The sequence below is a fragment of the Pseudalkalibacillus sp. NRS-1564 genome (genome assembly GCF_050467905.1).
Lineage (GTDB): Bacteria > Bacillota > Bacilli > Bacillales > Guptibacillaceae > Guptibacillus > Guptibacillus hwajinpoensis_B.
Map to the genome: position 1 here is coordinate 29,797 of NZ_JBITPM010000016.1, position 23,110 is coordinate 52,906.

27 protein-coding genes are annotated in these 23,110 nt (G+C 39.6%); 1 reads left to right on the top strand and 26 read right to left on the bottom strand.

What is annotated here, in order from left to right; all coding sequences use genetic code 11:
* Positions 1–33: 33 nt before the first annotated feature.
* The 16 genes from pth to metG all read right to left on the bottom strand — a co-directional run bounded on the left by pth (position 34) and on the right by metG (position 14,937).
* Positions 34–591, bottom strand: coding sequence for an aminoacyl-tRNA hydrolase (pth, locus tag ACIFPW_RS08520; RefSeq protein WP_430243493.1), 558 nt, complete (start codon positions 589–591; stop codon positions 34–36).
* A gap of 121 nt (positions 592–712) precedes the next feature.
* The gene (locus ACIFPW_RS08525) at positions 713–1,363 is read right to left on the bottom strand and encodes a 50S ribosomal protein L25/general stress protein Ctc (protein WP_194222597.1); all 651 of its coding nucleotides are present in this window, start codon (positions 1,361–1,363) and stop codon (positions 713–715) included.
* Positions 1,364–1,439: 76 nt separating this feature from the next.
* On the bottom strand, positions 1,440–2,390 hold the full coding sequence (locus ACIFPW_RS08530) for a ribose-phosphate diphosphokinase (RefSeq protein WP_194222596.1): 951 nt from the start codon (positions 2,388–2,390) through the stop codon (positions 1,440–1,442).
* A 114-nt stretch (positions 2,391–2,504) separates the two neighbouring features.
* Positions 2,505–3,872: a bifunctional UDP-N-acetylglucosamine diphosphorylase/glucosamine-1-phosphate N-acetyltransferase GlmU gene (glmU, locus tag ACIFPW_RS08535; RefSeq protein WP_430243495.1), complete on the bottom strand. Its 1,368-nt coding sequence runs from the start codon at positions 3,870–3,872 to the stop codon at positions 2,505–2,507.
* Between the two features lie 190 nt (positions 3,873–4,062).
* Positions 4,063–4,353 (bottom strand): septation regulator SpoVG, encoded by a 291-nt coding sequence (gene spoVG, locus ACIFPW_RS08540; protein ID WP_098445913.1) that lies wholly within the window; start codon positions 4,351–4,353, stop codon positions 4,063–4,065.
* 258 nt (positions 4,354–4,611) lie between these two features.
* A complete protein-coding gene (locus tag ACIFPW_RS08545; RefSeq protein WP_194222594.1) occupies positions 4,612–4,986 on the bottom strand; it encodes a RidA family protein in 375 nt (124 codons plus the stop codon).
* Entirely contained in the window at positions 4,983–5,837 is an 855-nt protein-coding gene (gene purR, locus ACIFPW_RS08550; RefSeq protein ID WP_194222593.1) for a pur operon repressor, read from the bottom strand. Before purR ends, ACIFPW_RS08545 begins: the two co-directional genes overlap by 4 nt.
* A 61-nt stretch (positions 5,838–5,898) precedes the next feature.
* On the bottom strand, positions 5,899–6,768 hold the full coding sequence (gene ispE / locus ACIFPW_RS08555; RefSeq protein ID WP_404684326.1) for a 4-(cytidine 5'-diphospho)-2-C-methyl-D-erythritol kinase: 870 nt from the start codon (positions 6,766–6,768) through the stop codon (positions 5,899–5,901).
* A 173-nt stretch (positions 6,769–6,941) separates the two neighbouring features.
* The gene (locus ACIFPW_RS08560; RefSeq protein WP_430243497.1) at positions 6,942–7,124 is read right to left on the bottom strand and encodes a small, acid-soluble spore protein, alpha/beta type; all 183 of its coding nucleotides are present in this window, start codon (positions 7,122–7,124) and stop codon (positions 6,942–6,944) included.
* Positions 7,125–7,264: 140 nt separating this feature from the next.
* On the bottom strand, positions 7,265–7,522 hold the full coding sequence (veg, locus tag ACIFPW_RS08565; protein ID WP_098445908.1) for a biofilm formation stimulator Veg: 258 nt from the start codon (positions 7,520–7,522) through the stop codon (positions 7,265–7,267).
* Between the two features lie 291 nt (positions 7,523–7,813).
* A complete protein-coding gene (gene yabG, locus ACIFPW_RS08570) occupies positions 7,814–8,692 on the bottom strand; it encodes a sporulation peptidase YabG (protein WP_194222590.1) in 879 nt (292 codons plus the stop codon).
* A 204-nt stretch (positions 8,693–8,896) separates the two neighbouring features.
* Positions 8,897–9,790, bottom strand: coding sequence for a 16S rRNA (adenine(1518)-N(6)/adenine(1519)-N(6))-dimethyltransferase RsmA (rsmA, locus tag ACIFPW_RS08575; RefSeq protein WP_430243499.1), 894 nt, complete (start codon positions 9,788–9,790; stop codon positions 8,897–8,899).
* Positions 9,787–10,344, bottom strand: a complete 558-nt coding sequence (rnmV, locus tag ACIFPW_RS08580) for a ribonuclease M5 (protein WP_226616842.1) — start codon at positions 10,342–10,344, stop codon at positions 9,787–9,789. Before rnmV ends, rsmA begins: the two co-directional genes overlap by 4 nt.
* Before the next feature lie 155 nt (positions 10,345–10,499).
* A complete protein-coding gene (locus ACIFPW_RS08585; protein WP_430243501.1) occupies positions 10,500–11,786 on the bottom strand; it encodes a ubiquitin-like domain-containing protein in 1,287 nt (428 codons plus the stop codon).
* 160 nt (positions 11,787–11,946) lie between these two features.
* The gene (locus ACIFPW_RS08590; RefSeq protein WP_303536035.1) at positions 11,947–12,717 is read right to left on the bottom strand and encodes a TatD family hydrolase; all 771 of its coding nucleotides are present in this window, start codon (positions 12,715–12,717) and stop codon (positions 11,947–11,949) included.
* Positions 12,718–12,996: 279 nt separating this feature from the next.
* The gene (metG, locus tag ACIFPW_RS08595) at positions 12,997–14,937 is read right to left on the bottom strand and encodes a methionine--tRNA ligase (protein WP_430243503.1); all 1,941 of its coding nucleotides are present in this window, start codon (positions 14,935–14,937) and stop codon (positions 12,997–12,999) included.
* Between the two features lie 536 nt (positions 14,938–15,473).
* Here metG and ACIFPW_RS08600 point away from each other — a divergent pair.
* Positions 15,474–15,752, top strand: coding sequence for an AbrB/MazE/SpoVT family DNA-binding domain-containing protein (locus ACIFPW_RS08600; RefSeq protein ID WP_430243505.1), 279 nt, complete (start codon positions 15,474–15,476; stop codon positions 15,750–15,752).
* 51 nt (positions 15,753–15,803) lie between these two features.
* On the opposite strand, the gene rsmI is transcribed toward ACIFPW_RS08600, so the two are convergent.
* The 10 genes from rsmI to ACIFPW_RS08650 all read right to left on the bottom strand — a co-directional run bounded on the left by rsmI (position 15,804) and on the right by ACIFPW_RS08650 (position 22,771).
* Positions 15,804–16,673 (bottom strand): 16S rRNA (cytidine(1402)-2'-O)-methyltransferase, encoded by an 870-nt coding sequence (gene rsmI / locus ACIFPW_RS08605; protein ID WP_430243507.1) that lies wholly within the window; start codon positions 16,671–16,673, stop codon positions 15,804–15,806.
* The gene (locus tag ACIFPW_RS08610; RefSeq protein ID WP_226616837.1) at positions 16,633–16,935 is read right to left on the bottom strand and encodes a GIY-YIG nuclease family protein; all 303 of its coding nucleotides are present in this window, start codon (positions 16,933–16,935) and stop codon (positions 16,633–16,635) included. Before ACIFPW_RS08610 ends, rsmI begins: the two co-directional genes overlap by 41 nt.
* Positions 16,922–17,659, bottom strand: a complete 738-nt coding sequence (locus ACIFPW_RS08615) for a tRNA1(Val) (adenine(37)-N6)-methyltransferase (protein WP_430243509.1) — start codon at positions 17,657–17,659, stop codon at positions 16,922–16,924. The genes ACIFPW_RS08610 and ACIFPW_RS08615 overlap by 14 nt, the downstream gene beginning before the upstream one ends.
* An 89-nt stretch (positions 17,660–17,748) precedes the next feature.
* Positions 17,749–18,093, bottom strand: a complete 345-nt coding sequence (yabA, locus tag ACIFPW_RS08620; RefSeq protein WP_098445898.1) for a DNA replication initiation control protein YabA — start codon at positions 18,091–18,093, stop codon at positions 17,749–17,751.
* 16 nt (positions 18,094–18,109) lie between these two features.
* On the bottom strand, positions 18,110–18,937 hold the full coding sequence (locus ACIFPW_RS08625; RefSeq protein WP_430243511.1) for a PSP1 domain-containing protein: 828 nt from the start codon (positions 18,935–18,937) through the stop codon (positions 18,110–18,112).
* A gap of 4 nt (positions 18,938–18,941) precedes the next feature.
* On the bottom strand, positions 18,942–19,928 hold the full coding sequence (gene holB, locus ACIFPW_RS08630; protein ID WP_430243512.1) for a DNA polymerase III subunit delta': 987 nt from the start codon (positions 19,926–19,928) through the stop codon (positions 18,942–18,944).
* Between the two features lie 74 nt (positions 19,929–20,002).
* On the bottom strand, positions 20,003–20,284 hold the full coding sequence (locus tag ACIFPW_RS08635; protein ID WP_430243514.1) for a cyclic-di-AMP receptor: 282 nt from the start codon (positions 20,282–20,284) through the stop codon (positions 20,003–20,005).
* A 38-nt stretch (positions 20,285–20,322) separates the two neighbouring features.
* Complete coding sequence (gene tmk / locus ACIFPW_RS08640; protein WP_430243516.1) at positions 20,323–20,961, bottom strand: dTMP kinase; 639 nt, start codon at positions 20,959–20,961, stop codon at positions 20,323–20,325.
* Positions 20,962–20,965: 4 nt separating this feature from the next.
* On the bottom strand, positions 20,966–22,405 hold the full coding sequence (locus tag ACIFPW_RS08645) for an aminotransferase class I/II-fold pyridoxal phosphate-dependent enzyme (RefSeq protein WP_430243518.1): 1,440 nt from the start codon (positions 22,403–22,405) through the stop codon (positions 20,966–20,968).
* A gap of 168 nt (positions 22,406–22,573) precedes the next feature.
* Positions 22,574–22,771: a sigma factor G inhibitor Gin gene (locus ACIFPW_RS08650; protein ID WP_194222578.1), complete on the bottom strand. Its 198-nt coding sequence runs from the start codon at positions 22,769–22,771 to the stop codon at positions 22,574–22,576.
* Positions 22,772–23,110 lie beyond the last annotated feature (339 nt).

Genomic DNA, 23,110 nt, shown 5'->3' on the forward strand with positions numbered 1-23,110 from the left:
TTTACTAGTATGGACGGGAGAATAGAAGGATATTCATGTGTTATATTGATTCATTACTTCTGGGAACGACGTCGTTGTCCATGCTTCACAAGCTTTGACCGTCTGTTCAATGGCAAGCTGAATTGGCTCTGCCTCTTCTTTAGAGAATGGCTTTAAAACGTAGTCAATAACGGACTGTCTGGCAGATCGATCTATTCCTATCCGCACTCTCTTAAAATCTTGAGTATGAATGTGCGTGATAATCGACTTCATCCCATTGTGACCACCGGCGCTACCTTTTTGACGAATTCTCACTTTACCAGTAGGAAGGTCCAAATCATCGTAAATGACTAGCATATCATTCACTTCAATATTAAAGTATTCCATCAAAGGACGTACCGATTCACCTGACAAGTTCATATATGTTTGCGGTTTTAAGAGGTACACTACTTCTCCGTTTACTATACCTTTCCCATAGATCCCTTGAAACTTCTTTTGATCTAAAGATATGCCTAAGTCTTTCGATAGCTGATCAATAGCCATGAATCCTACATTATGTCTTGTATTATCAAATTTCTTCCCCGGATTACCGAGGCCTACAATTAATTTCAACAGCTGACGCCCTACCTTTCATTACTTTTATTCTATCCTATCAAAAATGCGAGCACTTATTCACCTGTTAGCTCATTATCTTGAAAAAAAGACGTAACCCGTTCGGTTACGTCTTCGAAGTTTATTCGGTTTTCGTTGTTTCATCATCAGTTTTTTCTTGATCTGCTGGTGGCTCTTCAGCCACTTCATCAGCTTCTTCTTCGTCTTCAGCAGGTTCTTCCGTCGGAGGAACAATCGAAGCGATTGGCTCTTCAGCGTCTAGAAGAATTTCGTATTTATCTCCTTTTGGAAGATCTCCCGCTTGAATAGCGTCTCCAATGTTAAGTTCAGCAATACTAACGTCGATGCTATCAGGGAAATCGTTCGGCTTCGCTTTTACGAGAATCTCGTGAAGCATTTGCTGAACAACGCCACCCTCTTTGCTACCTGCAGCTTCGCCAGTCAAATGAACTGGAACCTCCGCTTCAACTTCCTTGTTAAGGTCAACTGAATAGAAGTCTACGTGAAGAACTTGATTCTTGATTGGGTCAACTTGCATGTCGTAAACCATGACTGGGTAAGTGCCCTGTCCTTCAAAGTTCAATTCAATAACGCCGTTTTTTCCGACCTGACGATATACTTTAATGAACTCTAAAGCGTCAACCTGTACCGGTGCGCTTTTGCGGTCTTTACCGTAAAGAACAGCCGGAAGTCCTTCTTCTGTTTCGCGTAATGTTCTAAGTTCACTTCTTTTTTTCGTATTACGATCTAATGCTTTTAATGTTGCTGCCATTTGAAATCACCTTCCTGATTAGGTTTTACTCTTCTATATGGATACCCATAATCACGAGGCAATAAACATAAATTATTTAATCAAATAATTTACTTACAGAAAGTTGCTCATGAACACGGATGATTGCTTCACCAAGAAGAGGTGCAACAGATAGTTGTGTGATTTTATCGATTTGCTTATCATGCGGAAGCGGAATCGTATTTGTGATAGCAAGTTCCTTAATTTTAGATTGATCGATGCGTTCAATAGCTGGTCCTGATAAAACAGGGTGCGTACAGCATGCAAAGACTTCAGTCGCTCCATTTTCGATCAATGCATTGGCTGCTAAGGTAATTGTACCGGCCGTATCAATAATGTCGTCAATAATGATTGCCGTTTTCCCTTCAATATTACCTACAATATTCATGACCTCTGCTACGTTTGGACGTGGACGACGCTTATCAATAATAGCAATTGGTGCCTTCAGTCGCTCAGCAAGCTTGCGAGCACGAGTTACACCGCCATGGTCTGGAGATACGACAACAATATCTTCAAGGTTCTTTTCTTCAAAGTGTTTAGCGAGAGTCGGAACCCCCATTAATTGATCAACAGGAATGTCAAAGAATCCTTGAATCTGAGAAGCATGAAGATCGAGTGTAATGAGTCGAGTTACTCCAGCAACTTCAAGTAAGTTTGCAACTAACTTCGCCGTAATGGGTTCACGAGACCTTGCTTTACGATCCTGACGTGCATATCCATAATAAGGGAGTACAATATTAATTGTTTTAGCTGAGGCTCTCTTTAGCGCATCAATCATGATAAGAAGCTCCATAATGTTTTCGTTTACTGGAGCACAAGTTGATTGGATAACGTAAACGTCACACCCACGAATACTCTCTTCAATGTTAATCTGGATTTCCCCATCGCTAAAGCGAACAACAGAACATTTCCCCATCGGAACACCAATATGTTCTACGATCTCTTCTGCAAGATCAGGATTCGAGTTTAAACTAAACACTTTCAAGTTTGGATCTAAATAATTAGCCATTGGCCGGTACCCCTCCATTAATTAGTAAGAAAAGCGCGAGCGTCTTAATCACTTCAAAACGATTATGCATTGTAGTAAGACACCAAGAGTTCAAGCTTTCTTATCTTCTTAAAATTAACTATCCTTCTTTTTCGTTGCGTAGTCTTCTTTATTCGTCTGACGAGAACGAGCAATTGATAGCGCCTGTTCAGGAACATCATCTGTGATCGTCGATCCAGCAGCAACAGTTGCACCTTTACCTACCGTTACAGGGGCAATCAAATTCACATTACATCCAATGAACGCGCCATCTTCAACTTTTGTTAGGTACTTTTTCTTACCATCATAATTTACTGTAATTGAACCACACCCAAGATTCACATCTTTACCAATTTCAGCGTCGCCAACATAACTTAAATGGGAAGCTTTGCTACCATCACCCATAACAGACTTCTTTACTTCAACGAAGTTTCCAATCTTCACTTCGTTCCCAATTTGTGAAGCTGGACGAACGTGTGCGAAAGGACCAATATTGACAGCATTTCCCACTTCACTATCATGAATAACCGATTGTTTCACAACGCTCTTATCTCCAACTTTACTATCCTTAATTTCAGAGTTAGGGCCGATCTTAGCTTCATTACCAATAGTGGTTTTGCCAGTTATAGTGGTTCCTGGATAGATAACAGTATCTTGACCAATCACTGCTTCTGAAGAAATATATGTTTGATTGGGATCAATTAACGTAACGCCATTACGCATATGTTTCTCATTAATTCGTTTTTTCATCGCAATTTCAGCTTTTGAAAGCGCGACTCGATCATTTACGCCCATTGTTTCATCAAAATCTGCTGTTTGATAGGCGCTTACGATCTCACCTTGCTTTTGAAGAATTTCAACAACATCTGGAAGATAATACTCTCCCTGAGCATTTTCATTCTTAACGAGCTGAAGCGTCTCAAAAAGGGTTTTGTTATCAAAACAGTATGTACCTGTGTTAATTTCCGTTACTTTCTGCTCAGCTTCACTTGCGTCTTTCTGTTCGACAATTCGTTGAACACTTCCATTCTCATCACGGATAATTCGACCGTATCCAAATGGATTATCCGCATCTGCTGTTAGAATCGTGGCTTTTGCACCCTGATCTTCATGATAAGTCAATAGTGCATCCATTGTTTCTTTCGTAATTAAAGGGGTATCTCCACATACGACAAGGGTGACGCCATCCTTATCGTTTAGGGTGTCTTGAGTCTTCATCACAGCATGCGCTGTACCAAGCTGTTCTTCCTGGAGGACATAATTCACTCGACTACCAAGCTGGTCACGAACCTTTTCAGCGCCATGACCGACGACAGTTACAATGTTTTGGAGCTTAAGTTCATCAAGTTGATCAACAACATGCTCTACCATAGGCTTCCCACAAACGGGGTGAAGCACTTTATAAAGCTTTGATTTCATCCGTGTTCCCTGACCTGCTGCTAACACAACTGCAAATCTATTCATGTATATGGTTCCTCCATTGTATCCTATTTTTCCACTTTGACTATATCTCAAAAACCCCTCATTTTCAAGGAAGTTCCCTAAATCCTCAGCATATAAAAAGTTGGAAAAGAAAGGTCTATGACTTTTTTCTAAATGAAGCGAAATTTCTGGTCAAATAAAAAAGCCCGGTCAGTTGACCAGACTTTTACGATTAGGAAGCTCCAGCTTCCTCATAAGCAGCTTCCATTTCACCAACACGGTGATATTCAGCTAATACAGCTGTTTGAATCTTTTCCCTTGTATTCGACGAAATTGGATGAGCGATATCGCGAAACTCTCCATCTGGAGTTCTTTTGCTTGGCATCGCTACAAACATGCCGTTATTCCCATCAATGACGCGAATATCATGAACGACGAATTCATGATCCATTGTGATGGAAGCGATTGCGCGCATGCGTCCTTCCGTATTCACACGGCGTAGGCGAACATCTGTAATTTCCAACTTGAGTGCACCACCTTTTTCCATTAATTAGAGCATATATGCACTATTCAACTTCTAGTTATTAATTCCTTCTTCTAAATATAAAAAATGTTATAAAAATTTAGTTGCTTTCACACTAAGATTCTATTTCAGAATAAAAAATCGACTGAAAGAAGCTAAATTAATCACCTTAGTGACATTTACTCCAAAAACTTAAATCAATTAGAAAAAAGTTTCATAAATAAAAAACCCACTCAGCGGATGAGTGGGTTAAATTGATTAGCCTACTAGAGCAATGACTTCAATTTCGATAAGGGCATCTTTTGGAAGACGCGCAACTTCAACACAAGATCTTGCGGGTTTATGTGCATTGAAATATTCACCATAGATTTCATTGATCGCGCTAAACTGGTTCATGTCTTTAATATAAACTGTAGTTTTTACGACATTCTCGAGTGAAGATCCGGCAGCTTCTAGAACAGCTTTCACATTTTGAAATACTTGATGAGTCTGGTCTTCTATCGCTCCATCAATGAGCGTTCCATCTGCTTTAAGAGGAATTTGGCCAGAGCTATAAAAGATGTTATTCACGATCATTCCTTGTGAATAGGGGCCAATCGCTTCTGGTGCTGATTTCGTATAGACTGTCTTCATTCGTTCTCCACTCCTTCTGTTAATGGCGTAAGAAATTTCTTGTAATTCCCTGGCGCAACCTGAATCGATCGCTCTTTCATATCGACTCCACCAAGGTTCATCATAGATACGTACTCTTCAACTAGTCGTTCTTCGCCTTCACCCTCAGCCTCAACAAGCACTCCAATTCCAGCAACGTCTGCTTGAAATTCTTCAAGCAAATTAACCATTCCTTGAATTGTTCCACCAGCCTTCATGAAATCATCTACAATCAAAACGTTCGCTCCTGGTTTCAAACTTCGACGAGCAAGCGCCATTGTTTGAATTCGTTTTGACGATCCTGATACATAGTTAATACTTACTGTTGAGCCTTCAGTGACCTTGCTATCGCGTCTAACAATGACAACCGGAACGTTAAGATGACTTGCAGCAGCATACGCAAGGGGGATTCCTTTCGTAGCAACAGTCATCACACAATCAATTTTACGATCAGCGAAAACAGACGCAAATAAGCGGCCAACCTGATTCATAATTTCCGGATTACCGAGGATATCTGTTAAATACAAATAACCACCCGGAAGAAGACGATCAGGACTTTCTAGAAAATCGCATAGTTCACCAACCACACGATCTGCTTCTTCTTCACTAATAAGCGGCATGTATCTTACGCCTCCAGCTGCACCTGGAACGGTTAACAACGATCCCACACCCTGTTGTTCAAAATTCTCTTTAATGATGACCAAATCCTCACTTATAGATGATTTAGCCGCCCCGTATCGCTCTGAGAAATAAGTTAGTGAAACTAACCGGTGTGGATGCTCTAATAAATACCTTGTCATATCCACTAGCCGAGAACTTCGTTTCATCTTCATAGAAGAACCTCCAAAAAATCCGAATAATTAATCATAATATATCACTAATGTACGGATTTATTCAAGGGTTCTTCTCACCTAATAGACGTACCGCATAAACTTGACCACAAAAACCTCTTAAACCGTTATAAATTCGTTGCATGCGCGATTCATGTCGTGTAAGACCAAAGACAGTTGGCCCACTGCCACTCATCAGCACACCGTCTGCTCCGAGGCTTTCCATCTTTTCTTTAATTTGACGTACTTCAGGATGAAGTTTCAATGTAACATCCTCGAGAACATTACCAAGGCGCTGACATATCGCTTCATAATTTTTTTCCTCTATTGCTTGCATCATTCCTCTTACGTCTGGATGGTTCATCTCTGCTGTTCTAAGGCGTCGATATACATCTGCTGTCGATACCCCAATAGAAGGCTTAGCAAGAATCACCCAACAAGGAGGTGGTGCATCCATTGGCTGAATAATTTCTCCACGTCCTTTTGCAAGGGCGGTGCCACCATATACACAAAATGCAACGTCTGACCCTATCTCAGAACCAATATTAGCAAGCTCATCATAAGTTAAACCTAATTGCCAAAGCTCATTAAGTCCTCGTAATGCCGCGGCAGCATCACTGCTTCCTCCAGCAAGACCAGCAGCAACTGGAATTTGCTTATCAATCTTGATCGATAAACCCTGCCGAATGTTGAACTTTTTCTTTAATAATGCTGCAGCTTGAAAAGCTAAATTCCTTTGATCGTCTGGAACAAAACCGCTTGTTGACTCAATAATGATTTCATTTCGTCTCAATTCCGTTAACTCAAGTCGATCTGCAAGATCGACATTCGTCATAACCATTTCTACTTCATGAAAGCCATCAGGTCGTTTATGAAGCACATCGAGTGCTAAATTTATTTTCGCCGGTGCTTTCACACTCAGTTTTCTTTTCATCTCGTTCACCTACATTTTCGTCCTACCGTTCGACATTTTAACTTACTGTGAATTATTGTAACACAACAAGCCTAAAAGAAAGAAACGGAATAGGATGCAACCACGGGAGAGTTTAACTTCTCTGCAACAAAAAAGAACCCTGACTATTAGTCAGAGTTCAATCGTCACAGGGTTCAGTGTTTTTGTTGGTTTGCAAGTTGCTCCTCAGCTAGTTGAATAGCACGCTTCACGATGTTACCTGCATCGCGAGCTTTTATTCCTCCCCAACCTTCTTTCTGAACCGTATCATAAATACCAAGCTCTTTCGCAATTTCTTCTTTCAATTGATCAGACATAATCCCTTTACGTCTTGCCATGCGAATCAAGCTCCTTTCTATCCTGTAACACTCTTAGTGTGAGGATCGAAAGCCATCGCTATACTGCCAATATGTAACCAAAAGAAAGAGAAAAATTATTTATTCCCAAATAAAGCAAAAAAGCAGTTAGACCATTTGCCTTAACCGCTTACTGCCGCTTGTTCTTCATTAAATGTAATTTGTACTGTATCTGTTAGAATATCTGTGTAGCTGTATGACACACGCTCAAATGCGTTCGTGTCCTGATCCAGCTTAACAATGAACACTGCCGGGTAGGTTTCTTCAAGGATGCCTGAACGTTGAATTGTCTTTCTGCGACCTCCGTTTGCCTTTAAGGTCAACCGTTTGCCAACCTGAGATTGTAACGTTTGTTTGATCTCAATAATCGTTTTTGCCATCGGAACCTCCACCTCACTTAGACAAATTATAACATCTTTTGCATCACCTTGTCAAATAAAACTTAAATTATAACAACGAAGCAAAAACAATGTCAATTGTTATTTACTGATGATGTGTATTTTTATTGTTTCTTAATTTGTCGAAAAATATGTATACTCATTGAAATATGCTGGTTATCTCAGGTTTCGCAAAAGAACATTTCTCTATTCTAGCCCCTTTCAACGAGCTTATTTTTTTATTAAAACTGACGTAAAAAAGCGAACGGATGGATATGTATTCCACCCGTTCGCTCACTCTGAATAATCCTCCTGGTCCTTCATAGGCATACCTGTGCGTAGAATTCCTCTTGTTTCTACTCCACCAAGTCCATCTTCACCAGTCAACGTGTTTCTAAGAGCGTCCCAAACATTAACGTGATCAGTAAAAGATGTGAGTGCAATTTTGGATACGATAAAAACTGGATCAAGCATGTGAATGTTGATTCGAGCTGGAGAGCTTGCAAAATTAGCCCCTGCACGAATGAGTGACTCAAAATGAGACTGACACGCTCCAGCAAAAATTACAAGGTGATCAAGATTCGGAAAAACACTTCTCACTTCTTTTACAGCTCGAACAAAGTACCGTGAATTTCGGTACGATTGAAGATCCTTTTTCTCGCCTTTATGTTTTGTATACGCATCATGCCCTGTGATAACCAAAATATCTGGTCTAACATTGTTAACTAATTTGATAATATTCTCCGGTATTTCGCTCTCCTTCATATATAGCCCATAAACCGGGACGCCAAGACGCTTATACATTTCCAAACATTTACTAAGGTATAGTGGATCCCCGTCAATATGAAGAATTTTCCCCGGTAGTTCAAAAAAACTTGTTTCTTTCTTAAAATGACTAGTTGCCGAATATTCTCGCTTCATTCGCAACAGTTGATAGTCTTGTCGAAACAAACGAAAGGAATAGTCTTCTTTCTCTTTGGACTGCTCCCGTCTCATTTTGTGTTCATTGGAGTCAATTACCACCAGGTCGTCAAACGGGGCATCTGCGATTAGCCTCATATCCTCGCCCACGAGCTCCGCTGACTTACTTGACTCATTCATCCTTGTTACTCGAAAGATTAAGTCACAGCCATATGAACGCCTGGCAACGATATCTCCTTCTTTCATCGTCATTATCTTCCCTCCACACCGCTTGACCTGAAAGACTAAACAGCATCTCCTTTACCTACTATATGAGAACTTTAAGAAAAGATGATTTATATAGAAATGAGAACTTGGTTTACCTTCACTGATTATTAGGAAGATGTTCGAATCATGAAAACTAAAAAAACACCCCGGAAGTTAGTTTATAACTCTAACTTTCGGGGTGCACCACAATCAAGGTGTTTTTTTAGTTTCATTTTTTCTGCTATAAAAAGCATTACTCAACGCCGCGAATTCTTCCATTGAGAGCGTTTCGCCCCGACGTGTTCCATCAATCCCTGTCTCTTGTAATACTTCCTCAATCATTGGCTTTTGCTCTTTACTTAAAAGATTATTTTGCAAATTGTTCAATAAGGTCTTTCTACGTTGACCGAAGCTTGCTCGAATCACTTCAAAGAAATAGGCTTCATTCAAAAGATCGACAGGAGGCTCCTTACGCAGCTCCAAGTGAAGAACGGATGAATCTACATTGGGCTTTGGTACAAAAACGGTTTTTGGTACTGTGAGAGCCGTTTTAGCCACTGCATGGTATTGCACTGCAAGTGATAATGAGCCGTATTCCTTAGAACCAGGCTTTGCAGCAATACGCTCTGCTACTTCTTTTTGAATCATAACAACGATCCCACGTACTGGTAATTTTTCTTCCAATAACTTCATGAGAATAGGCGTCGTCACATAGTAAGGAAGATTCGCTACTACCATCAAATCCTGACCCTCTTCAAACTCTTCTTCAATCACTTGACGAACATCGGCTTCTAACACATCACTATGACGTATGTGAACGTGTGGATAAGGAGAAAGAGTGTCTTCTAGAATAGGGAGTAGACGCTGATCAATCTCAAATGCCACGACCTTTTTAGCTTGTTTTGCTAGTTTCTCTGTTAAGGCTCCAATACCTGGCCCGATCTCGATAGCGCCAGAATTCGGTGATAACTTAGCCTGGTCAACAATTTTTGTTAGGACATTCGAATCAATTAAAAAGTTCTGTCCAAGACTTTTCTTAAAAGTAAAACCATGTTTAGATAAAATTTCTTTTGTTCTAAAAGGGGTTGATATTTCTTTATTCATTTCTCTTCCTCCTGTAACACTTCTTCCAAAGCCTGACTAAACTCTTCTCTTGAAATTTGAAACATTTGTAGCCGTTTGAAAAGCTGCTTTCCATTCATATAGCCCATTTGCAACCGATCTCCTAAAGCTTTTCTTCTCTCCTTAGAACGATCGCCTACAACCAGACCAGCAGCGATAAGATCCTCCCATTCAATCAAAACATCTGGAGCTTCTATCTCTTCTCTTACTGAAAGAATGGCTTCTTGAATATCCTGAATAGAGGCATGTTCAATTCCAACTTTCTTTCCATTAGATGAGATGGCACGTTTTTTATTTAGAAAGGCGTGTTTACAAGAAGGCAGTCGGTCACTAATGATTTGACGAATTCTTGTACCAGGATAATCTGGATCTGTAAAAACAATTACGCCTCGTCTCTTCCAAGCAAGCTCAATACGTCTAAGCGTCTCTTCGCTAATCTCAGATCCATTCGTTTCTAGCGTATCCGCATCAAGCGCTCGTTTCACAGCCAATGTATCGTTTTTGCCTTCTACGATAATGATTTCTTTTACTTTCACTCTGTTTCCTCCATAATACATAACCGATTCTACCCTGTTATTATAACTACACGTGAATTTTTATAGTTTCTCTCATATATCTTTTCTTTATCATACAAAAAACACAGAGAGAGACTTTCCCCACTCTGTGTTATTAGCATACCATATCTCGATCACTAATCGAGGATTGTAATTTGAACAGTCTTGTTTCCCCATGCGTAAGCTGCAGACTTCGAAGAGAAAAACACATCAATCTTGTTACCTTTAATCGCACCACCCGTATCAGCCGCAATAGCCGTTCCATATCCTTCTACGTGAACTTTTGAGCCGAGTGGAATCACACTAGGATCAACCGCAATGATTTTCGCATCAGGATTAGATTTTAAGTTAAAGCCCGTAGATGTGATACCTGAACAGCCAGCACAATTTGCCGTATAAGCTGTCGTCGATACGTTCATTACCTTCCCTGACGACTTACTTTCAGGTTTAGATGGTGATTTTGAAGTTTTTGTAGCAGGCTTACTAGCTGTCTTTGTTGATTTAGATTGAGTTGAAGGGGCACTGCTAGTTTTCACAGCTGTTTGTGTAATAACCTGGGTACCAACAGCAACGATTTTGTCACTGCTTTCCTTCACTACATCAGTTTTCTTAAGCTCACGGGAAACCTCTTTACCATTTTCTAAAACAACTTCGTAACGTTTCTCCCGCTTGCCTTCTTGTCCGTCTTCTAGGACTGTTTCTTTACCTTTTTGAATTGAACTATCATTCTTCTTAATCGTTGCATAGTCAATCGTCTCTTCCACTACATCGGTGACCTTTTCCACTCGAATCACGTTGATTTCCGAGTTCGCTGTAACGTCCTCATCTTTTTTGGGTTCTACGCGATCAAGTTCTCCAAGTTGTATATTCTGCTGTTCTAAAAAGCCAGCGACCGTAGTCGAAGTTGTCCAAATCTCTTTTTGTTTCCCACCGTCGTTTACCGCAACTTTGAAAGCTTCATCAACGGCAATCGTCATATTTTCTTTCAATTCATCATCGAGTGATACAGACATTTGATCATGCTTACCGAGCTCCATGTTTTGATCTTCAAGTAACCCTTTCACTGTATCTTTGGTGGACCAAACTTGTTGGTTATCCCCATTAATCGATAGCGTTACTTGAAAAGCCGGTTTCCATTCAATCACATCTCCAGCCTCAACCTTGGCTGATAAATCGTGACTTAAATAATCATGAGAACCAATATTCAATTCTTCATCCTTTAATAACTCCGCAACTGTATCTGCATGTGTATCTACCGGCTTCTCTTCTCCATCAAGGACAAGCGTGACCGAAGCTTTTGTAGTTTCAAACACGATAAAGCCGGAGACTAAACCTAGTACAATTACACTTAAACAAATCATGAATACGTTCTTTCCACCCTTAACACGAGCAAAAAAGTTTTCCATGTTCGATTTCATTGTCATAGTTACCCCCTGAACCGACTGTGTTTCAAAAAGAAAAGCTTCTTACTTATCCCCAATTGCTAGTTTAGTAGAAAAGGCATCTACTTCGATCTTGTATGATGGGAGAAGTTATTTTTAAAAGCATGCTATCATTTCTTTTTAACGACAACGGTCTTTTTTATTAGCGACTAATACCGAATAATGTCATAGCATTTTCGGATGTTCTTCTTGCTAATTCTTCATAATCCATTTCTTTCAAATCCGCAATCTGTTCAGCGATGAGCTTCACATATGAAGGTTCATTTCGCTTCCCGCGGTTTGGGTGTGGTGCTAGAAAAGGACAGTCCGTTTCAATTAGTAAACGATCAATTGGTATTTCTTTCGCTACTTCTTTTGGTAGTTTAGCGTTCTTAAATGTTACTGGTCCACCTAGAGAAATGTAGAAATTCATATCAAGACACTCATTAGCCTCTTCTACAGTTCCAGCGAAACAGTGCATGATGCCACCTACCTCAGCTGCATTTTCTTCTTTCAATACATCAATGACATCTCGCGTCGCTTCACGATTATGTATGATGATCGGTAATTTCACTTTTTTCGCAAGTTGAATTTGCTTACGAAAAACATCTTTTTGTATGTCATGAGGTGATTTGTCCCAATGATAATCAAGTCCCATTTCACCGATTGCTACTACTTTTGGATGACCAGCAAGTTCTTCAATCCACTCAAGGTCCTCTTCTTTCATATCAATCGCATCAACAGGATGCCAACCTACGGCTGCATAAAGAAAATCATACTGTTCAACAAGTTCCATAGCATGTGTTATCGTTTCACGATCAAAACCAACAACAACCATCTTGCTTACTCCCGCTGCCTGGGCACGCTCAATTACTTCTTTTTGATCTTCGGAAAATTGTTCAACATTCAAATGCGTGTGTGTGTCGAATAACATGTCAAAACTCCTTCTCCGCTCTAGTACGATGCTAGTGTACCAAATGTCCTAGTTATTTTCTAAGTCTAAACAGTTTCATTTTAATTACATTTTGTTTACAATGCTCACAAAATAAGTTAGAATATTCTGTATATTAAGGTGTTTTGGTTCTTTTTTGTATACTTATCTTGCAACTCAAAATGGAAGTTTAGTCACAAATAGCAAAGTAAATGGCAGGGATTTATTGTGAATTAGAAAGTAAAAAAGACCCGGTCTATTTTAAGACCGAGTCATGAGTCATTATTTGATTTGTGTTCCATTTGGCAAGCTTTCAGCAATAGTCGACAATTTCAGCTCGCCGTCATGCTCACCTGCTAGAATCATACCTTCAGATAATTCTCCTCTAAGCTTTACTGGCTTAAGATTGGAAACACAAACAACTTTTTTGCCGATGAGTTCCTCTGGTTTATAATGTTTTGCAATTCCTGAAACAACTTGTCTCGTTTCATAACCAAGATCTAATTTTAATTTCAATAACTTATTGGCTTTTTTCACCGGCTCTACTTCAAGTACTTGGGCGACTCTTAAATCAACTTTTGTAAAGTCATCAATTGAAATTTCATCTAAATCTGGTTTTTCAATTGGCGGTGCTTCCTTAACGACATTGCCACCCATTTGTTCAACTATATATGCAACCTCTTCTTCACGGTCAAGTCTTGGGAAAAGCGGAGCATCTTTTTGAACCGTTGTACCACCGAATCCTTTTTTGAATCCTAATGATTCCCAACTTGTTTTCTCACCTTCTTCAATACCTAGCTGTGACCAGATCTTTTTAGGCGTTTGCGTAAGGAAAGGCTGCAATAGAATACCCACTTGTCTTAATGATTCAGCGAGGTGAACCATTACAGCACCAAGCTTGTCTTTATGAGTTTCATCTTTAACAAGAATCCATGGTTCTGTTTCATCAATGTACTTGTTCGTTCGACTAATGAGCTGCCAAATCGAAGCAAGGGCAACTGAAAACTCCATGTTTTCAAGAGAGGTCTCTACTTTAGAAATTGTTGAATCTACCATCTCTACAAGAGTATCATCAAAATCTGTGACCGATCCTTCATACACAGGTACTTCACCGTCGAAGTACTTAGCGATCATCGCTACTGTTCGATTTAACAGGTTGCCGAGATCGTTCGCCAAATCATGATTGATTCGCTCCACAAAGCTCTCAGGTGTAAAGACGCCATCTGAACCGAACGGTACTTCACGCAATAAATAATAACGTAAAGCATCAAGGCCATAGCGGTCAATTAAGGTAACTGGGTCAACCACATTACCTTTGGATTTAGACATTTTTCCATCTTTCATTAACAACCAACCATGAGCAAAGACTTTCTTTGGTAACGGCAGGTCTAGTGACATCAGCATAATTGGCCAGTAAATCGTATGGAAACGAACGATTTCTTTCCCAACAAGATGCACATCCGCTGGCCAGAACTTATTATAAAGCTCATCATTTTCAGTGCCATACCCAAGGGAGGTGATGTAATTGGACAATGCATCGATCCAAACATAAATGACATGTTTCGGATCTCCTGGAACTTTAACACCCCAGTCAAAAGAAGTTCTTGATACCGCAAGATCCTCAAGACCAGGCTTGATAAAGTTATTGATCATTTCATTTTTTCGAGATTCCGGCTGGATAAACTCGGGATTGTCTTCATAAAATTTCAATAGACGATCGGAATACTTGCCCATTTTAAAGAAGTAAGACTCTTCCTTTACTTTCTCCACCTCACGTCCACAGTCGGGACATTTCCCATCGACTAACTGGCGTTCAGTAAAGAAGGACTCACATTGTGTGCAATACCAACCTTCATATTGGTCAAGGTAGATATCACCCTTCTCATACATCTTTTGAAAAATCGTTTCGACAATTTCCTCGTGACGCTTTTCGGTTGTACGGATAAAATCATCGTAACTAATGTCTAACTTATCCCACAAATCTTTAATGCCAGCAACGATGTCATCAACATACTTCTGAGGAGTAACCCCCTGCTCGTGTGCTTTCTTTTGGATCTTTTGCCCATGTTCATCCGTTCCTGTTAAATACTGAACATCAAAACCTCTTAAACGCTTGTAACGTGCCATAGCATCTCCTGCTACAGTTGTGTAGGCATGACCTATGTGGAGCTTTCCACTAGGATAATAGATCGGTGTCGTAATATAAAACGTCTTGTCACCCATGTTGCTTCCTCCTTGATTAAAACAGTGATAAAGTGAAAAGCTTAATTCGTTCTTTAGAACAGTGAATCCCCCACCTTAACGCAAAATTGACTCACGTTTAGAGGTGGGGGCTACTGGATAAAAAGCTCCCGCCCCATGTAGGACGAGAACGTTAGCAACTCTCAACTACAGCCCGCGTTTGCGTATCGCTGTGTAACATCATTTTGTTCATTCAAGTACAATTCTTCTTCATCAAAATATAACTAATTTAAGGAAGAAATGCAAGGAAGCGGAGCTTAAATCGTGTAACCTACACAAATTTACAATTAATGTCGAAGGATTTACAAGAAAATTGTCGAATCATTTATTTAAGGAAGTCAGGTTTTGGTAATAATATAGTACTTCGAATCCCGTAACAAACCTATTATAGGAAATATTTACCCGATTAAAAGGATTGACGCTTATGGGAAACACTGGTATTATATAGAACATAAATAGAGAAATTTGTCGAATCCTGACGTAATTAATAAAAAATTGGGAATAGGGGAGTATAAAACATGAAATCTACTGGTATTGTACGTAAAGTTGACGAGCTTGGCCGTGTTGTTATTCCGATCGAACTACGCCGTACACTTGGTATTGCAGAAAAGGACGCTCTTGAAATCTACGTTGACGATGAGCGCATCATCCTAAAAAAAAATAAGCCTAACATGACTTGCCAGGTAACTGGTGAAGTATCCGATGACAATCTTGCCATCGGTAACGGCAAACTAATCCTTAGTCGCGAAGGTGCGGAGCAAGTATTGGAAGAAATCCAAAAAGCTCTTGCTAAATAATGAATGTATAGAAAAGCTCCTGCCAATAAAGGCAGGAGCTTTTTTTGTACTCTAAGATTCTACATGATAGGCCTGATACACTTCTCTTTTTGGTAGCTCGCGATCAATCGACACTTGTTTGATCGCATCCTTACTTTTCATTCCGTCACTAATATAGTGTTCTACATGATCTCGTAAGGTGAAATCTTCCCACCAAAGCTCTTCATTCACTTCTTCAACTATGCCGCCTTCGACGATCACACAAAATTCACCACGGATTTCATTTTCTTCACACCAGCGAAGCACCTCTTCAACTGATCCCCTAATAAACTCTTCATATTTCTTCGTTAATTCTCTTGCTATAATAATTTCTCTGTTTCCTAGAACTTCAAGAACCGCTTTCATCATTTCTTTTAAGCGGTGAGGAGCCTCATAGAATAGAACTGGTGAAGGAATTGTTTTTAGCTGTTGTAATTCAATTTTTCGCTCTTTCTTTTGTCTAGATAAAAAACCATAATAATAGAAATGCTGTGTTGGTAAACCTGATGCCACAAGAGCAGTAATTGCTGCATTCGCACCCGGTAATGGAATAACAGGAATTTCCTCTGCCACACATGCCGACACAATTTCATACCCTGGATCTGATATAGCAGGCATTCCAGCATCGCTTATAAGAGCAATACTTTGTCCTTCCCTTAAACGCTCCAAAAGTTTATTTCCACTCGATTCCTTATTATGTTCATGATAGCTAATCAACCGTGTCTCAATCTCAAAATGATTCGTTAGCTTTTTTGATTGTCTTGTATCTTCTGCAGCAATAAGATCTACGTCTTTTAACGTCTGTATAGCGCGGAAAGTCATATCATTCAGGTTTCCGATTGGGGTTGGTACTAGATAAAGTTTACCTGTCTCGCTCTCTTTGTAACTCTTCTGACTCCACATGAACTTGCCTCTTTTCTTTTATTATCTTTTCTTTTTGTATACGAGATAGTTGTTTGATCCGATATTCTTCTTGCATTGCTTCACTTTTTGTCTCGTATTCTGCTTGATAAACAAGGTGTAGTGGACCTCTCCCCCTCGTATATTTTGCACCTTTTCCACATTCATGTTGAGCTAATCGATGAGATAAGTCCGTCGTATAGCCAGTATAATAACTACCATCTCGACATTCGAGCATGTAAACAAAATGACTATAGTTCTTCATAAACATTTCTCATCTCGTCACTATACGTATTATCTTTCTGATAAACGATGAACGGCGGCAACACTTTTAAATCAGGCTTCCCATCTTTAATTCCTTCTATTAATAGCGTGTTTGCTTGTTTACCAGCTTTCGGATAAACAAGCTGCATTCTCTTAGGTTCAACACGGTATTTTCTCATTAGCGTCACAATATCAAGTAACCTCTCAGGACGATGAACCAGTGATACCTTCCCACCCTGTTTCGCTAAACGACTGCAAGATTGAATAACATCTTCGAGAGTACACATAACTTCATGTCGGGCGATGGTAAGGTGTTCATTTAGATTACGCTGTTCATTTCGCTTACTTTGAAAATAGGGTGGGTTGCATGTTACTGCATCATAAGATTCCTTTAATAACCCAGCTGGTAGGTCCCGAATATCTCCATGATGTAGGGTAAGCTGTTCATTAAGGTCATTTAAATCCACACTTCTCGTCCCCATGTCATATAGCCGATCTTGAATTTCGACCGCATCAATCGGAACCTGACTTCTTCTCGATAATAGAAGTGGAATAATGCCATTACCTGTACAAAGATCAATTATTTTACCATGTTTTATCGGCACCCAGGCAAATCGTGCAAGTAGAACGGCATCTAGAGAAAAAGAAAATACCGTTGGGCTTTGAATAATTCTTAATTCATTTTCAATGATGTAGTCAATCCGTTCATCATCATATAAATGCATGATGCTTTTCTCCTATCTATTTTAATTCTTTAGTGAACAAGTTATTTAATTGTAAAAAAGGTCTTTCCAGATGTGGAAAGACCAAATCACTACTTTTTATTTAAGAACGACAAGCAGAAAAGACAATCTCCCTCTGTCCGGATGCTACCGTAATGGAGATTACAAATATGAAAACCTTCTTGATATAATCTCGCAAGATTATCATACCCTTCTCCAACTTCTGGTTTACCGCGCTTCTTTTTGCCAGATGAATGACTCTTCGGCTCTGAAGTTTGTTCTAACCGCTCTCGCAAGTGGTGATTCTCAATTTCGAGATGGTGATTTTCTTCCAGAAGTCCTGCAAGATGTTCTTTTAGTTCGCCTAATTGTTTGTATAAGTCACCAATCTGTTCTTCCATTGAGCTTACACGTGAAAAAACTTCTTTTTTCTCCACTTCCGTTCCACCTCAATCAATCTGTGGCTTGCGTAGATACTGCGCCGTCTTGTATCAATTCATCAAGCGTATATTCTGTCACGCGGTTGAGTTCAAATAATTCGACCTGAACAAGACGTTCCAATATATTCAACCCAACAACTTTCCCTTTACCTTGTCCGGTTTGAATCGTCTTTCCAACGTCTGGAAGCTCTTTTTTATCGGATTCGTAAGCATCGTTCTCATATTTCAAACAGCACATTAACCTGCCGCAAAGACCAGAAATTTTAGCAGGATTTAAAGATAGATTTTGATCTTTCGCCATCTTAATCGAAACAGGTTCAAAATCACCAAGCCATGTTGAGCAACAAAGCATTCGGCCACATGGTCCAATTCCACCAAGCATCTTCGCTTCATCTCTTACACCAATCTGACGAAGTTCAATTCTTGTTCTAAAGATGGATGCGAGTCCTTTCACAAGTTCGCGGAAATCTACTCTTCCATCTGCTGTAAAGTAAAAGATGATCTTATTCCGATCAAATGTATATTCAACATCAACAAGCTTCATATCAAGCTTGTACTCTTCAATTTTAGAAACACACACTTCAAAGGCTTCTTCAGCTGCGTGTTTATTATCTTCTACCGCAAGGCGATCTTTTTCATCAGCTATGCGAATTACTTTCTTGAGAGGAAGTACAACATCCTCTTCATCAACTTGCTTGTTTGCTAATACGACTTTCCCAAATTCAACCCCTCTTGCAGTCTCCACGATAACAAATTCTTTGTTGGACACCTGGAGGCTACTCGGATCAAAGTAATAGATCTTCCCCGCTTTCTTAAAGCGAACGCCAACTACTTCATACACAAACTTATCCCTCCCGTAACCTGAGTACTAGCTGTTCCATCACAAACTGCGGGTTTGTGTTTGCACTCAGACGTCTTTTGGCATCAAGTATCGCCATCATATGCTGACTTATCTTCTTTCTTCCGAATTGAAGGGCATAACGTTCGAGCTTATCCTTCTGATCTGCATAGACAATCCGATTATCCTGCAGTTGTATTTTCATTATATCCTTATACCAAAAAAGCATAAGATTAAGTCCCATATCCTGCTGCGTTTTATCCTTAAAATGAGCTAGCCATTTGTCATGGATCGTTAGGAAAACCTGATGAGGTCTTTCCTTCAACTCTTCAGTTAATTGTATCACTATCGCTCTAGCCTGTGCAAACCACTCATCAAGCGCCAACTCCTTTGCTGCACGCTGATCATTCGTTAATTGAGCAGCTAATTTAGCAAGGTGTGTTGTTACTCCGTCATTCACTAACGCTTGTTCCACCCCATTTGTTGAAAGGGGTTGAAATGTAATAACCTGGCACCTCGAATAAATCGTGGATAGAATATGCTGCTTTTGCTCTGTTAAGAGAATAGCCATCGTCATTTGTCCTGGCTCTTCAAGAAATTTAAGTAAACTATTAGCAGCTTGAGTTGTCATTCGATCTGAATGATTCAATATATAAACTTTCTTTCGAGATTCTACCCCAAGATAAGAGAATTCCTTCTGAAGCTTACGAATTTGATCGATTTTAATCGATTGTCCATCAGGTTCTAGGAGATGAAAATCGGGATGATTCCCAGAATCAATCCTTTTACAGTCTCTGCAGTTTTGACACGGATCGATTCCTGTTCTTTCCTGACAAAAATACGTTTTCGCCATATGAACCGCAATATCTTTTTTGCCTGTTCCTGCCCCACCGTCAAATAAATACGCATGAGAAAGACGTTCTTTCTTGAAACTATTTATGACCATTCTAACAACCGTGGGTTGCCGGTCTTTTAATTCATTCCAATCTGTCATTGCTATCACTCATCCTACCGTGCATATTAAAAATGATGGAAGGCCTCTACTGGAAGAACAAATACCGTTGCTCCTCAAACTGACACTTCAACAGGATACGGTACATAAGAATCTGCATTTCCTCCCATCGGAGAGACCGGTGCCACCATCTGTTCTCTACTCTGACAATTGTCTTTAATAATATCAAGAAGCTTTTGTACACGATGATCTTCCGTACCTACTAGAAATGTCGTATTTCCTGCACGTAAAAATCCACCTGTAGTCGCAAGCTTTGTCGCCTGGAAATTATGATCGACCAGGGCATTGGATAACCGATTACTATCCTTATCCTGAACGACAGCCATTACTAGTTTCATGTATATCCCTCCCCGGGCGGCAAGCATGCACCCGTCAATTAGTTATTACTACAATAGTTATCCCACAACACTGTAAAATCCTTTTTTATTGAGGAAAAAATCTCATCGACAGCATTTTCACCATCAATCAAATGAATCCGTTCATTATTATTTTTATATAATTCCAGGAAAGCTTCTCTCACCTTTTCATGATAAGCGGTTCCTTTTTGCTCTATCCGATCAAGTTGATTTCTTGCCGCCATTCTTTCTTTACCAACAGAAACAGGAAGATCAATCATATAGCTTCGATCAGGTGTTAGTCCTCCTGTTGCAAATTCATTGATGACCTTTATCGTTTCTACATCTAATCCAAGGCCAACCCCCTGATAAGCGATTGATGCATCAACAAAGCGATCACACAGTACAAGATATCCTTCGTTTAATGCTGGAAGAATCTTTTCTCTCACATGCTGAGCTCGGGAGGAAGCATAAAGAAGTACTTCCGTCTCATCCACCATCTCTTCATGTTCTGGATTAAGGATCAAAGATCTAATTTGATCGCTTATAGCTGTACCACCTGGCTCTCTTGTATGAATAAAACGAATGCCTTCTTCGTTTAAATAATCGGCTAGTTTTTGAACCTGTGTTGACTTACCTGCGCCATCCGGTCCTTCAAATGTTATAAATAATCCTTTCAATGCCCTACTCCTCTTCTATTGCAATCTCAATCATATCACCATTCATCCCCTGTATGTGTCCTCCGCCATTCAACACTGTTTCTACTAGTTGAATCTTACCTAAAGTTATGCGCTCCCCTGGCAGAACGATAGGAATTCCTGGGGGATAGGGGATAATGGCTTTCGCTGCAATTAAACCAACAGCGTTTCTAATACTAACTGTATTGGTATTCATCGTTTCCAACTTCGCAAAAGAATAAGCAGGAAATGTTATCTCTTCATGATTCAACTGATTCATAGGTATTCTAAATGTGGCTTCATCCCTATGAACTGCAATCCTTTCAAATGCCTGTAACGTTCGCTCATAAGCCTCACCATTAAATGCTATGGGACAAATGAGCAAAATGTTTAATGGGTCACTAAGCTCAACAAATATACCTTCATTCTCAAGCTTTTTTGCCAAATCATATCCTGAGGTGCCAGATAACTGGACCGTTATTTTTATTGGATCAATCTGCTTATAAGCATGACTTACATCTCCAATAACGTTTATACCAGGAATCTTATTCAGCCGGTGCTTAAACTGAAGAATCTCTTCTAAAATTTGACCGAGCTGATTGTCAGGAAGTGAAGAAATATAGTGTCTGGCTAAATCGAGCGAAGCCATAATCGGGTATGAAGGGCTGCTTGATTGAAAGACTTGTAAATAATCGTTTATTGCATTCCTGTACTTCGGATCACCTATATGTAAATATGAACCCATCGTCATGGCGGGGAGTGTTTTATGTGCTGATTGAACAACAACATCTGCTCCTTGTTTCAAAGCACTTTCAGGAAAAAAATTTTCTCTTACAAAATGTGCACCATGTGCTTCATCAACAAGAACCGGAATTCCTTTCTCATGAGCATAAGAAATGATCGGTTTTAGATCTTTCGTCATTCCGTAATAATTGGGGTTTGTCAGTACGATTGCTTTAATATTCTTATATCTTGTGATCGCTCGATGGATGAGATCAACTGACACACCTGTTGGCACCTGACTTTCCTCATCAATGGAGGGAGTAAGAAAAATAGGATGTGCTTTCGATAAGCGAAGTCCATTTAGTACTGATTTGTGACAGTTGTTTTGAACAAGAACAATGTCCCCTTCAGAACATAATGCCATGATCATCGCAAGGTTACCAGCTGAAGATCCCCCTACCAAAAATCGGCTTTCAACACTTCCATAAAGATCAGCAGTAAGCTGCTCTGCCTTCTTAATTGGACCGTCTGCATGATGAAGATCATCTAGTCCAGAAAGTTCTGTGGCATCTATATTCAATATTTCTTTAAATGAGTTATCCGCACTTCTATAAGTTGAAAAAACCTTACCGTTTTTATGACCTGGTACATGAAATGAGAGGGGGTTCTGTTCCTTCCGCATAGTTAATGCTTCATATAAAGGTGCTTGATCTGCTTTATTCATAAAACCAACTTCTATCTATCGAAGATTCATTACTTATACTAGTATTCTATCATTATCTAGACTTTCGGAGAAGTAAAGGCGCAAGTAAATCTGTATCGTCTCTTCCTACTTACTGCCGCTTCACATTCTTCCGTAAAAAAGCAGATAGCCTATAAAACAGCTATCTGCTTATGCTAATCGACTAAGTCGTAGTTTTCGTAGTTTTTCAAGATAAAATTGATAGTTTTCATGACTGGTATCTGTTTGAATTACCTTTCGCTCACACTCATAACAAATAAATCGGTCGCAAATATGAATACCTTTTAAACTGTGTTCTTCGCAAACAAGACAGCACTCACTTAAGCTATGCCTGATTGTCTTCTCCATCTTCCCACCTCCATGGTAAAAGCTTTGCCTAATTATAGTGGATCTATACCGATTCACTTCATTTTAGCCTATTTTTTCTTCTTTCTATGGATATGTGGCTTTAACTTATCCCGTGTCAGTGATTTTAAAAAAGAAAGGAAATTTCATAAGTATATTATCCTTGTAGCTTAAGAAGGTAAAAAAATACCGATTTTATTTCGCTATATTTTAGATATTTCCGCGAAAATCGGATTAATTCCGCGAATTTGAGATTTATTCCGCGAACGTGAAAAAACCATACAAAAAAGCGAGAAACCCTCAGGTCTCTCGCTTCTCTTATGTTGCCCAGCGACGTCCTAC